This window comes from Gordonia oryzae (genome assembly GCF_003797185.1).
Taxonomy (GTDB): domain Bacteria; phylum Actinomycetota; class Actinomycetes; order Mycobacteriales; family Mycobacteriaceae; genus Gordonia; species Gordonia oryzae.
Map to the genome: position 1 here is coordinate 62,545 of NZ_RKMH01000016.1, position 12,122 is coordinate 74,666.

Sequence of the window (12,122 nt, forward strand, 5' to 3'; positions counted from 1 at the left end):
CAACGGCGTTGGTGGGCCGGATGAGCCTGACTCTTACGTGGTGTCGCCACCGGATTACTCTGGCCTCATGAACGCCCCCGACGACAAGTCCCGAGCCGGCGAGGCCCCCGACGACGCTGCTGTTGACGCCGCCCCCCTGCATCCCGCCTATGGGGTACTGCGCGAGGTGACGCCGTTCGCGTCGGTGTTGTTGTGCGACAACCCCGGTGTGATGGAACTCGACGGCACCAACACGTGGATTCTGCGGGCGCCGGGTAGTACGGAATGCGTCGTCGTCGACCCGGGGCCGCCGCGTCACAAGAAGCACGTGAAAAGGGTTGCGGCGCAACCGGGTATCGCCCTAATCCTGATCACCCACCGGCACCTCGACCACGCCGGGGCCATCGACGCGCTGATCAAGCGGACCGGTGCCCCGAGCCGTGCGCGTCTGCGGTCGAATTGTCGTGACGCCGCTCCCCTGCGTGATCGCGAGGTCATCGAGATCGCCGGTCTGCGCATCACGGTGTTGTTCACGCCCGGCCACACCGGTGACTCCGTCAGCTATCTCGTCGAGCACGACCGGCAGCGCGCAATTCTCACCGGCGACACGATCCTGGGCAGCGGGACCACCGTCATCGATCCGTCCGACGGCAGTCTGCTCGATTACATGAGTTCGCTGAATCGGTTGATCGTCGACTGTGCCGATGCCGTACTGCTGCCGGCGCACGGTCCCGACCATCCGACGCTCGAACCCGTCGCGCGCTTCTACAAGGCGCACCGTGAGGAACGGATCGACCAGATCCAGGCCGCGCTCGACGAGATGGGGGTGTCGGCGAAGAAGGCGAAGCCGATGAAGGTGGTCCGCAAGGTCTATGCCGACGTCGACAAGAAGTTGTGGCCTGCGGCGCGGATGTCGGTGAAGGCGCAGCTGGAGTATCTGCGTCAACTGTGACGGCCGGCCGAGGGCCGGAAACAGTTCTTCCCCCACTCTTTCGTTCCTCCCCGGGAAATTGTCGGGGGAAGAACGAGAAAGTAGGGGAAGAACGTCGAGCTGAGGTCAGCGGGCGCGGCGGGCGAGGCGCTCGGAGTCGGCGATCAGCACGCTCTTGCCCTCCAGGCGGAGCCATCCGCGCTGGGCGAAGTCGGCGAGCGCCTTGTTGACGGTCTCGCGCGAGGCCCCGACGAGCTGGGCTATCTCTTCCTGTGTGAGGTCGTGGGTGACGCGCAGCGATCCGCCCTCCTGGGTGCCGAAGCGTTGAGCCAGCTGCAACAGCTGCTTGGCCACACGTCCGGGCACGTCGGTGAAGATCAGGTCGGCGAGGTTGTTGTTGGTACGGCGTAGACGTCGGGCCAACACGCGCAGGAGCTGTTCGGCGATCTCCGGGCGGTCCTTGATCCAGGCGCGCAGCGCATCCCGATCCATGGAGACCGCACGGACCTCGGTCACCGTGGTCGCCGAGCTGGTCCGGGGACCTGGATCGAAGATGGACAGTTCACCGAACATGTCCGATGGACCCATGATCGTCAGCAGGTTCTCGCGACCGTCGGGTGACCGGCGGCCGACCTTCACCTTGCCGGACAGGATGATGTATAGCCGATCACCGGGTTCGCCCTCGTGGAAGATGACATGTCCCCGCGGAAAGTCGACAGGGTGAAGCTGCTTGGTCAGTGCCGCTACGGCAGAGGGCTCGACGCCCTGAAAAATGCCTGCCCGCGCCAGTACTTCCTCCACCAAGGAGTCCCTTCTCACTCAAGAATCTCGGTTGTGCTCCACTGGCACACCCGCTGCAACGCTACTCTCGTCCCCAGCATATGTGTTGAATAGGTCACCGGTGTTCCAATGGGTGGCGTGTCTGCTCACGGCGAACATCCGACTACCGGCGTGAGGAACCTGCCGACGTGATCGGACGAGCGGAGTCAGGTGGTGTGGAGGCGGTCAGCCGGCCCGACGATTGCGCAGCTCGTCCAGCGCATCCGGCATGCCCTTGCGGGCCAGGGTGTCGACGTCCTCGGATTCGGCCGCCGACAGGAATTCCTCGACGTTGTCGCGGTTCACGGTGACACGATCTGTCCAGGACTGGACCTTCTCCATGCCGAGGGCGAAGAGCATCAGTACGGCCGGGAACAGCAGTACGGCTAGTCCGTGCATGGCCACAAGTAAACACAATCGGGCGCGTGACTCCCAACCAGAACGGCCGCGGTAACCCAGTTGTGACCAAAGCGCGCCGCTGGTTGACATCGGCAACACAGGGCGCCGTACCGCGCCTCACGCCACCGCGCGTCGCTAACCTGGTCGGGTGAGCGCGCGCAAGTCGGCTGCATCGACAACCCAGCCGAAGGCTGCATCGAAAGCCCAGCCGAGGTCGGGGACGGGTCGTTCGGGTACCAAGAAGGCCGAGACCCACCTCGGGTTGGTTCGTCGTGCCCGCCGGATGAATCGCACGCTGAAGGTGGCTTTTCCGCACGTCTATTGCGAGCTCGATTTCACCACTCCGCTGGAGCTGTCGGTGGCCACCATCTTGTCGGCGCAATGCACCGACGTCCGCGTGAACCAGACCACCCCGGCGGTGTTCGCCCGCTACCGCACCGCACTGGACTATGCACAGGCCGACCGCACCGAACTCGAGGAATTGATCCGCCCCACCGGCTTCTACCGGAACAAGACCAACTCGCTCATCGGGCTCGGTCAGGCGCTCGTGGAGCGCTTCGACGGCGAGGTGCCGCACACCCTGCCCGAGCTGGTGACGCTGCCCGGATTCGGCCGCAAGACCGCAAATGTGGTGTTGGGCAACGCGTTCGGGGTTCCTGGGATCACCGTCGACACCCACTTCGGTCGTCTGGTCCGGCGTTGGGAGTGGACCGAGGAGACCGATCCGGTCAAGGTCGAGCATGCCGTCGGCGAACTCATCGAGCGCAAGGAGTGGACCGATCTGTCCCACCGGGTGATCTTCCACGGCCGACGCGTCTGCCATGCGCGCAACCCGGCGTGCGGGGTGTGCATCCTGGCCAAGGACTGTCCTTCGGCGGGTACCGGGCCGATGGACAAGACGGCCGCCGCGGCCCTGGTGAAGGGGCCCGAGACCGATCACCTGCTGGCGTTGGCGGGGATCACGTCGTGACCACCGACAATCTGCCGCCCGTGGAGAAGCCGACCCCGCCGCATCGCCGGCGGGGCTCTCGTTTCCCCCCGGCCGCGCGATGGACGCTCGTGTTCTTCGTCGTGGTGATCGCCCTCGTCGTCGCGATCTGGCCGCGCGATTCGTCGACGGGCGATGACGCCCAGCAGATCCGTCCGTCGGGTGCCGCCTCGGCCACCGACGTGCGGGTCGACGACGCGCAGTTGGCACAGGCCCGCGCCGACGCCGCGATCGCACCGTGTCCGCAGGTCGGCGGGCCCGCGCCGACCGGGGCCGCGGTGCTGGCCGGGGTGCGGGCACCGTGTCTGTCGACCGGGGCGAGCTACGACCTCGGCGCCGGGACCGTCGGTAAACCACTGATCATCAACATGTGGGCGGTGTGGTGTCAGCCGTGCCGCGCGGAGCTTCCCGTGCTCGCCGACTACGCCGAGCGGGCCGGGTCGGCGGTGACGGTGCTGACCGTTCACGCACGCGAGGGCGCGGGCAGTCCTTACCTGGTGCTGCGGTTCCTCTCCGAGCTCGGGGTGCATCTGCCCGTCGTCCTCGACACCGACGGACAGGTCGCGGCCGCGCTACGGGCTCCCCGCGTGTTCCCGTCGACGATCATCCTGCGCGCCGACGGTTCCGTCGCGAAGGTCGCGCCGATGGTCTTCGAGAATCCACAGCAGATCGCCGACCAGGTCCGCATGGCGACCGGGGTCACCACGTGAGCACGAGTGATCCGACGCCGATCCCCGAACCCCACATCGGCCCGCTGGTGGCGCGTGAACGGATTCCGTCGTGGATGCACCGGCTCACCGACGACGTCGGCTCGGTGACCGAGATCGTGCTCAATCGTGGCGGTGACCGCACCCGATGGGCGGCGATGGTCAACCGGAACCGGCGCGCGGCCGCGGTGCTGGTGTTGTTCTCGGGGTCCTTCGACGCCGACCCCGACTATCCCGGTGGGCTGCCCGCCGACGCCGAGGTGCTGCTCACCGAGCGCGCGTCGACCCTGCGTCAGCACAGCGGGCAGGTCGCCTTCCCCGGCGGCGGCTACGACCCCGGTGACGACTATCCGGTCGGCACCGCGCTACGGGAGGCCGACGAGGAAACCGGCCTGGCGACCGAGGGGGTCGACGTGCTGGCCACCCTGCCCAGCTTTCCGGTCCCGCCCTCGGGTTTCGACGTCGTACCGGTCATCGCCCACTGGCGCGAACCCGGTGAGGTGCGTGTCGTCGACGAAGGCGAGACCGCCCGCGTCGCGCGTGTCAGCATGCGTGAGCTCCTGGCACCGGAGAACCGATTCCAGGTGCGCCGATCGGTCCTCGGTGCCCGCGCCTATCAAGGTCCCGCGTTCTTCGTCGACGGACTGCTCGTCTGGGGTTTCACCGGCGGCCTGATCGCGGCGATCAGCGACGCCGCCGGGTGGGGGCCGGCCTGGGACACCGACGATGTCCGTCCGCTCGACGAGATGATCCGACGCTCCGGCAACCGGCAGGAATCCGGTTTCCGCGCGCTCCACCCCGACCATCTGCGCGACCCCGACGGCCGGGGCGGCCGATGAGCGGTTCGACGTGGGTCGACATCATCGTCGTCGCGATCGCTCTGATCGCCGCGATCAGCGGATTCCGGCAGGGTGCAGTGGCCTCCGCGCTGGCCGTGCTCGGTGTGCTCCTCGGCGCCTTCGCGGGCATTCTGCTGGTGCCGCATGTGATCTCCCGGATCGACGATCCGACGATGCAGCTGGTGGCGGCCGTCGGGGTGCTGGTCGCGCTGGTGGTGATCGGCGAGATCGCCGGAATGATCCTCGGTCACGCCGCCCGTGGCGGCATCCGGTCGCCGGAACTGCGGGCCATCGACAGCGGCGTCGGACTGGTGTTGCAGGCCCTCGCGGCGCTGGTGGCGATGTGGTTGATCGGCACCCTGCTGGCGAGTTCGCATTCGCAGGCGTTGACCAAGGCCATTGACGGCTCCAAGGTGCTCGGCGCGGTCGACGACGCGGCGCCGGGGTGGCTGGCCGCTAAGCCGGTCGACGAGTTCCGCCGACTGCTTGAGGATTCCAAACTCGACGGCGTCATCCCTACCGCCAGGGCCGGCCAGGTCGCACCACCCGACGCGGCGCTGCTGCGTCTGCCGGTCGTCGCGCAGACCAAGCCCAGTGTGGTCAAGATCGAGGGCGAGGCACCCAACTGTCAGCAGGCCCTCGAGGGCAGCGGCTTTGTCGTCGGCCCGGACCTGATCATGACCAACGCGCACGTCGTCGCCGGGACGTCGACCCTGCAGGCCCAGCAGTCCGACGGCACCTCCTATGACGCCGACGTCGTGCTCTTCGACAGCGTCAACGACGTGGCGATCCTGCGGGTCGACGGCATCGACGCCCGGCCGTTGCGGTTTGCCTCGGGTACTGCGTCCACCGGGGACGACGCCATCGTCCTGGGGTATCCGCAGGCCGGACCGTTCCAGGCCACTGCGGTGCGGGTGCGTGACATGCGCGAGTTGCCGACCGCCAACATCTACCGCAACCGCCAGGTCACGCGCGAGGTCTATACGGTGCGCGGCGTGATCCGGCAGGGCAATTCCGGTGGGCCGATGCTCAATTCGGCCGGCGAGGTGCTCGGTGTGGTGTTCGCGACGTCGGAGAACGCCGCCGACGAGACCGGCTACGTCCTCACCGCCGCTCTCGTACAGCAGGACCTCGCCCGCGCCCAGGGGCGCTACGGGCGGGTGTCGACCGGGGCGTGTGTGCGCGAATGACTGATTGAGGCGAGTCGCGACCTGAGCGCCGTCGATGACCAGGCCGGGAAGCTCACGGAGGCACTGGAATACATCGAACGGGCGCGTGGGAATCTGTACGGCTTCTCTCTTCGGGCACGCCGACGCCCTGCTCGAGGAGGCGGTCGCCGAGATGCGCGATGCCGGTACACCGAACTGGCCAATCGGATCGAGACGCAGATGCTGGGCCGCAACGTGATCGAGTGCCGCCGGACCGTGCTGGTCGTCGAGGAGCTTCGGCGTCGGTTGGCACGCCGCGTTCACCGACATCGAAGCGCGGGTGCGTGCGGAACTCACCGCCGGGGTGCGTCACGCCCACGAGGCAGCGGACGAAAGGACTAACGGCGCACACGGACATTGTGACCACACCGCCGGCCAGGTGAGCCAGGCCGCAGCTGAGCCCGGCCGCAGGTGCCCGGCCGCAGGTGCTCGGCGGACGTGGACGACGCTCGGCTCAGGAACCCAGCAGTTCGAGCAGCGCCGCGTCGACCGCGTCCGGCTGTTCCTGATGCGCGAAGTGCCCGCTGGCCGGGATCTCCTGGAAGTCGAGATGGTCCACCCACTCGCGGCTCTCGCGCATCACATGGTCGGTGATGTAGGGATCGTCGGCGCCGCGCAGCGCGAGCACCGGGATGTGCAGTCTGCGGTGCATGAGGCGCATGAACCGAATGCCGTCGGGACGGAACTGTGACCGGAATGCCCAGCGCTGGTATTCCAGACTCGAATGAGCCACGTAGGGAATCTGGATGGCCGAGCGGTTGAGACCGATGGTCTGCGCGTAGTCGTCCGTGCCGCGCCAGGCGCTGCCCGCGCGCTGATCGAAGTACCGAGCGATGAAGGTGCCGTCGCGGCGGGTCAGGCGCGCCTCGGCCGACCGGGGAAGCTGATTGCGCAGGAAGTTCGGGAGGAACGCGCTGCGTTGCGGCCCGCGTAGCAACACGTCGTGGCGCAGCGAACGGGGATGCGGTGAGGCGATGACCGCGATGCGGGACACCGCGCGGGGGTGCAGGGTGGCCGTCGCCCAGCAGACCAGACCGCCGTCGGCGTGCCCGACCAGGGTGGCGTCGGTGTGCCCGAGTGCGCGGACGAGGCCGTTGGTGTCACCGGCCAGCGTCCACCCGTCATAGCCGCGCGGCGGCTTGTCGGTGTCGCCGTATCCGCGCAGGTCGACCGCCACCGCCCGATGACCGGCCTCGGTCAACGCGGTCAGCTGATGACGCCAACTCCACCAGAACTCGCCAAAACCGTGCAGTAACAACACCAGTGGCCGATCCGCGATCGGCTCGTCGACCTCGACGGCATGAAACCGCAGGCCGTTCGCGCGGACGTCGAGATGCCGCCAGACGCCGGGGAGCCGAACGCTCGACGGGTCGGGCGAGGCCATCGCTCAGCCCTCGCGGGCGGGCGGGGTCCGTGGATGCTCGGCCGTGGCCGACAGGGTCGAGCCGACAGCGTCTCCGGGCACCGTGATCTTGGGGCGGTCCGCGGCCGGTGGGGCCGACTTGGGCAGCACCGACGGGATCTCCTTGACGGTTTCGACGGTCTTCTTCGGTCCGCGGATCTTCTTGAAGAACAGGTAACCGGCAATCGCGACCACGATGGTGATGACGACCAGCAGTGCGAACACGATGAGGAACGCCGCCCAGCGGGGCAGCCACTCGCTGAGGAGTTCGGCGAGGAAGAAGAAAAAGAAGAAACTCGCATACAGTGCGGTCACCCCGGCCACGGCGAGCGCGCCGGCTCCGGCTCCGGCCTTTTTGGCCTCACCGACCAGCTCGGACTTGGCCAGCGCCACCTCGGAACGGACGAGCGTGGACATGCTCGCGGTCGCGTCCTTGACCAGGTTGCCGATGCTCGGTTCGCCTTTGGGCCCGAGGTTGGCATCGGACAGGGGGATCGAGGGGACCGGACGTCCTCCTGGTGCAGACCGGCCGTTCTCTTTTCCGCTCACAGCATCCTCCGTATCTGGGGTGTGGGGCATATGTTGCCATGTCGGCCGATCGAGGTGGTCAGTGCGCCCGCGCGCGCAGCCTCGTCACCGACCGACGAGCGGCAATCGACACGCGAGTTGCGCCACCTGTGGGGGCGCTCGGTGGCGCAACTCGCGGGCCGTGTAGCGCTCGTCCCCGCGGGGGAGCTCCAGCCCGATCAGGCCTTTTTCGCGCGGATCGCCTCGAAGACCGAGGGGTCGACGAGGGTGGAGGTGTCACCGAGTTCGCGTCCCTCGGCGACGTCCTTGAGCAGGCGGCGCATGATCTTGCCCGATCGTGTCTTGGGGAGTTCGGGTACGACGTTGATCTCGCGCGGTTTGGCAATCGGGGAAATCTCCACCGACACCTGTTGGCGCAGTTCGGCGATCAGCTCGTCGCCGGTGTTCTCGATGCCCTCGCGCAGGATGACGAAGGCGACGATGCCCTGGCCGGTGGTCTCGTCGGCGGCGCCGATGACCGCGGCTTCGGCGACGCCGGAGTGTCCGACGAGGGCGGATTCAACCTCGGCGGTGGAGATTCGGTGGCCGGAGACGTTCATGACGTCGTCGACGCGGCCGAGTACCCACAGTGCGTGGTCGTCGTCGTAGCGTGCGCCGTCGCCGGCGAAGTACCAGCCGTGTTCGGCGAAGCGCGACCAGTAGGTTTCGCGGTAGCGTTCGTCGTCGCCCCAGATCCCGCGCAGCATCGACGGCCACGGCTTGTCGAGGACGAGGTAGCCTTGCTCTCCCGCGCCGACCGGGTTGGCGTCGTCGTCGACGATGGTCGCCGAGATGCCGGGCAGCGGTGCCATCGCCGAGCCGGGTTTGGTGACGGTCACCCCCGGCAGCGGGCTGATCATGATCGCACCGGTCTCGGTCTGCCACCAGGTGTCGACGATCGGCGCGGAGTTGCCGCCGATGACCTCGCGGTACCACTTCCACGCCTCGGGGTTGATCGGTTCGCCGACGCTGCCGAGCAGTCGCACCGAACTCAGGTCGTGGGCGTCGGGGATCTCCCGGCCCCACTTCATGAAGGTGCGGATCAGTGTCGGTGCAATGTAATAGATGGTGACGCCGTACTTTTCGATGATCTCGAAGTGGCGGTGCTCGTTGGGGGAGTTGGGGGTGCCCTCGTAGACGACCTCGGTCGCGCCGTTGGACAGCGGGCCGTACACCAGGTAGGAGTGGCCGGTCACCCAGCCGATGTCGGCGCCGCACCAGAAGACGTCGCGACCTTCCTTGTGGTCGAAGACGTAGTGGAAGGTGTAGGACGCCTGGGTGAGGTAGCCGCCGGAGGAGTGCACGATGCCCTTGGGTTTGCCGGTGGTGCCCGAGGTGTAGAGCAGAAACAGCGGGTGTTCGGCGTCGAAGGCCTCCGGGGTGTGCTCGGGGGACTGCTCGGCGACGGTGTCCTCCCACCAGACGTCGCGGCCGTCGACCCACGGAAGGTTCTCGTCGTGGTTGGTGCGACGCACCACGAGGACCTTCTCGACCGATTCCGCGGCGTCGTCGCCGGTGCCGAGTGCTTCGTCGACGGCGGTCTTCAGCGGTGCGGGCTTGCCGCGGCGGTACTGGCCGTCGGTGGTAATGACGAGTTTGGCCTGGGCGTCGTCGACGCGGGAACGCAGTGCGCCCGAGGAGAATCCGGCGAACACCACCGAGTGGGTCAGGCCCAGTCGCGCGCAGGCGAGCATGGAGATCAGTGCCTCAGGGACCATCGGCATGTAGATCGCGACGCGGTCCCCAGCGGTCAATCCGATCGCGGTGAAGTAGTTCGCGGCGCGACTGACCTCGTCCTTGAGCTGACTGTAGGTGATGTCGCGGTGATCACCAGGCTCGCCGACCCAGTGGATCGCGACGCGATCACCCTTGCCCGCGGCGACATGGCGGTCGACGCAGTTCACCGACACATTGAGCTTGCCGCCGATGAACCACTTGGCGAACGGTGCGCCTGACCAGTCGAGGACCTCCCCGAAATCGGTGTCCCATTCCAGCCGGCGCGCCTGCTCCGCCCAGAACTCCAGACGATCGGCCTCGGCCCGGTCATAGAGTGCGTCGGTGCCGTTGGCCTGCGCCGCGAACTCCTCCGACGGCGGGTAACCGGGGGTGGTGGCGGAAGCGGAAGTGGTCATCTGAGCTGGCCTTTCACTGGTCGGCAACAACATCGCGCGCGGCAGCCCCACGTGAGTCGACTGCAGCGAGATCCCTATTGTGAGGGTAGTCACGTTGGATACCCGTTGCAGGTGGCGGGGTGACGATAGGTGTTCGTTCGTCGCCGAGACGATCCGATGACTCGTGGGTAGGGATTCTCCGGACAGCTTCCGCCTACCATCGCGTCGGGATCGGGAAAGTCCACGAAGCTGCGCGAGCAATGCAGAAGTGGGCCGGAGGTGTGGTGTAGCGCCTTGCGGCGCCTGGTTGCAGGTGTGAAGTTGCAAGTGTGAACCAGTCAGACCTTCACTGTCGTCTCGGTCATGATCATCCCGGTGATCGGAATCCGGCTGTTCCCCTGGCTTGTTGATCCGTCAGGACCCGCGCTACTGCCAGGGCGGCAACAGCCCGTTGCCACCGGGTTCGTCGCAGTGGTTCGGCGCCGATCTGCAGGGCTGTGACATCCACGCGCGCAGCGTCTTCGGTGTCTGCGACTGGCTGATGCCCCTCGGGCAAAACCACCACCAACGCGGTGCTCGACCTGATTACCCGGAACGTGCCGGATCACCGGCGGCACCATCATGATCGAAGGCATGGATCTCACGACGGCATCAAAGAAGCAGATCGGCCACATGCGCGGCACCGGAATCGGTCTGGTCTCACAGCATCCGGTGGGCGCCGGCGTGTGACGATCGGGCGGGCGTTGGCTCTCGAGCAGGAGACCGTCGTGTGGGACGAGGCGGTCTCGGCGCTCGACGTGCTGGTCCAGGAGCAGATTCTGACCCTGCTCCATCATCAGCAGGGCGCGACGGGCTGACCAATTTGTTCATTACCCACGATCTCGTGGTGGTCCGCCAGACCGCCGACGACGTGCCCGTGAGGGAAATGAGCGCGTCGTCGAACAGTTCGGCCGAAGCGATCGTCGTCGCGCGAGGAGCGTACGCGCAAGTTGCTCAAGGCGATCCCCGGCCGGTCGATCCCCCTCGGGCCGCGTGGCCTGACGGTCGCCCTCACCGACGGTCACCCTCACGCGATAGCCTGGGCGGCTCGGTCGGCAGTGCGGATTATGGTGTTCGGATGACCTCCGATCCGCTCTCACCGCTCGCCGACCTGCCCGGGGTGGCCGCCGCGGCCGACGCCGCGCGCGACGCGCTGGGCGCGGTACACCGGCATCCGGCGAACCTGCGCGGGTGGGACAAGACGGCCACCGAGGCGTCCTGGCGAGCCGGACGGTCGTCGGCGGCCATCGACGGCGGCAGCGTCGAACTGCGTCGCGACGGCGACTTCGACGATCCGCTCCTCGCCGGCGCCATGCGCGTGGCCCAGGCCCTCGACGGCGACTCGCTGGAAAGCCTCACCTCGGTGTTCCGGCGTGCTCCCGCGCAGGCCTTCGCTCGCCTGCACATGCTCGCCGCCGCTGATCTCATCGACGATCCCGACGAACTCGGCCGCCCGCGCGCCGATGCCGAGGTTGCGACCCGGCTGGATCTTCTGAGCCAGCTGATCACCGGCGGCACCAAGGTCGGTGCGCCGGTCCTCGCCGCCGTCGTCCACGGGGAACTGCTGAGCCTGAACGCCTTTCGATCCGCCAACGGTATCGTCGCCCGTGCTGCGTCTCGGCTGGTATGCACGTCGTCGGGTCTCGATCCGCACAATCTCGGCGTCCCCGAGGTGACATGGCTGCGGCGGGTCGCCGACTATCGCGCCCTGGCCCATGCCTTCGGCACCGGCCACGCCGAGGCGCTGGGGGAGTGGATCATCTTCTGTTGTGAGGCCCTCACCGCCGGTGCGGCAGAAGCGAAGTCGATCGCCGATGCCGCGCGGGCCGGCTGACCTGGCAGACAGACAACGGGATCACGCGACACTGGCCTCACACGCACTGCGGGCGGCGATCCGGTTCGAGAACCGGATCGCCGCCCGCATAGCACGAACGAAAGCTACCAAGCGTGCTCGGTGGGTTGTGTGATCGCCTCGGCGATTGACCGCGGACATTTCCCGATACCGTTCCGGCGCTGCCAATCTCGTCCCATCACGACGCCATCAATGATGTCGTCGGCGCTGTCCGAGGGTCGGGGCGCTGCCGTCGAAGGTAGTCGTTCACATGGCCGCGATGTCGCAGGCGCACAACACTT

11 protein-coding genes and 1 pseudogene are annotated in these 12,122 nt (G+C 67.5%); 7 read left to right on the top strand and 5 right to left on the bottom strand.

What is annotated here, in order from left to right:
- Window positions 1-67: 67 nt before the first annotated feature.
- A complete protein-coding gene (locus tag EF294_RS18235) occupies window positions 68-931 on the top strand; it encodes an MBL fold metallo-hydrolase (RefSeq protein ID WP_123932379.1) in 864 nt (287 codons plus the stop codon).
- A 105-nt stretch (window positions 932-1,036) separates the two neighbouring features.
- On the opposite strand, the gene EF294_RS18240 is transcribed toward EF294_RS18235, so the two are convergent.
- Both EF294_RS18240 and EF294_RS18245 read right to left on the bottom strand, forming a co-directional pair.
- Window positions 1,037-1,711, bottom strand: coding sequence for a Crp/Fnr family transcriptional regulator (locus tag EF294_RS18240; RefSeq protein ID WP_123932380.1), 675 nt, complete (start codon window positions 1,709-1,711; stop codon window positions 1,037-1,039).
- A 204-nt stretch (window positions 1,712-1,915) separates the two neighbouring features.
- Entirely contained in the window at window positions 1,916-2,128 is a 213-nt protein-coding gene (locus EF294_RS18245; protein WP_123932381.1) for a hypothetical protein, read from the bottom strand.
- 148 nt (window positions 2,129-2,276) lie between these two features.
- Between EF294_RS18245 and nth the strand changes: the two genes are divergently transcribed.
- From nth to EF294_RS18265, 4 genes are read left to right on the top strand one after another with little or no spacing between them, the layout of a single operon-like run.
- A complete protein-coding gene (gene nth / locus EF294_RS18250) occupies window positions 2,277-3,098 on the top strand; it encodes an endonuclease III (RefSeq protein ID WP_123932382.1) in 822 nt (273 codons plus the stop codon).
- The gene (locus tag EF294_RS18255) at window positions 3,095-3,826 is read left to right on the top strand and encodes a TlpA disulfide reductase family protein (RefSeq protein WP_123932383.1); all 732 of its coding nucleotides are present in this window, start codon (window positions 3,095-3,097) and stop codon (window positions 3,824-3,826) included. Before nth ends, EF294_RS18255 begins: the two co-directional genes overlap by 4 nt.
- Entirely contained in the window at window positions 3,823-4,662 is an 840-nt protein-coding gene (locus tag EF294_RS18260) for an NUDIX hydrolase (RefSeq protein WP_123932384.1), read from the top strand. Before EF294_RS18255 ends, EF294_RS18260 begins: the two co-directional genes overlap by 4 nt.
- Complete coding sequence (locus tag EF294_RS18265) at window positions 4,659-5,852, top strand: MarP family serine protease (RefSeq protein ID WP_123932385.1); 1,194 nt, start codon at window positions 4,659-4,661, stop codon at window positions 5,850-5,852. Before EF294_RS18260 ends, EF294_RS18265 begins: the two co-directional genes overlap by 4 nt.
- Before the next feature lie 472 nt (window positions 5,853-6,324).
- Here EF294_RS18265 and EF294_RS18275 read toward each other — a convergent pair whose 3' ends face one another.
- The 3 genes from EF294_RS18275 to acs all read right to left on the bottom strand — a co-directional run bounded on the left by EF294_RS18275 (window position 6,325) and on the right by acs (window position 9,971).
- Window positions 6,325-7,254, bottom strand: coding sequence for an alpha/beta fold hydrolase (locus EF294_RS18275; protein ID WP_123932386.1), 930 nt, complete (start codon window positions 7,252-7,254; stop codon window positions 6,325-6,327).
- Between the two features lie 3 nt (window positions 7,255-7,257).
- Window positions 7,258-7,821, bottom strand: coding sequence for a phage holin family protein (locus tag EF294_RS18280; protein WP_123932387.1), 564 nt, complete (start codon window positions 7,819-7,821; stop codon window positions 7,258-7,260).
- Between the two features lie 197 nt (window positions 7,822-8,018).
- Window positions 8,019-9,971 (bottom strand): acetate--CoA ligase, encoded by a 1,953-nt coding sequence (gene acs, locus EF294_RS18285; RefSeq protein WP_123932388.1) that lies wholly within the window; start codon window positions 9,969-9,971, stop codon window positions 8,019-8,021.
- Window positions 9,972-10,654: 683 nt separating this feature from the next.
- Between acs and EF294_RS22790 the strand changes: the two are divergent.
- Window positions 10,655-10,869 (top strand): annotated as a pseudogene (locus tag EF294_RS22790) (ABC transporter ATP-binding protein); the annotation flags it as partial.
- A gap of 198 nt (window positions 10,870-11,067) precedes the next feature.
- Window positions 11,068-11,823 (top strand): Fic family protein, encoded by a 756-nt coding sequence (locus EF294_RS18290; protein ID WP_123932389.1) that lies wholly within the window; start codon window positions 11,068-11,070, stop codon window positions 11,821-11,823.
- The last annotated feature ends 299 nt before the right edge of the window (window positions 11,824-12,122 follow it).

Coding starts and splice junctions, on each gene's coding strand:
- EF294_RS18235 (WP_123932379.1), top strand. CDS start 68: ATGAACGCCCCCGACGACAAGTCCCGAGCCGGCGAGGCCCCCGACGAC.
- EF294_RS18245 (WP_123932381.1), bottom strand. CDS start 2,128: ATGCACGGACTAGCCGTACTGCTGTTCCCGGCCGTACTGATGCTCTTC.
- EF294_RS18265 (WP_123932385.1), top strand. CDS start 4,659: ATGAGCGGTTCGACGTGGGTCGACATCATCGTCGTCGCGATCGCTCTG.
- EF294_RS18275 (WP_123932386.1), bottom strand. CDS start 7,254: ATGGCCTCGCCCGACCCGTCGAGCGTTCGGCTCCCCGGCGTCTGGCGG.
- acs (WP_123932388.1), bottom strand. CDS start 9,971: ATGACCACTTCCGCTTCCGCCACCACCCCCGGTTACCCGCCGTCGGAG.
- EF294_RS18290 (WP_123932389.1), top strand. CDS start 11,068: ATGACCTCCGATCCGCTCTCACCGCTCGCCGACCTGCCCGGGGTGGCC.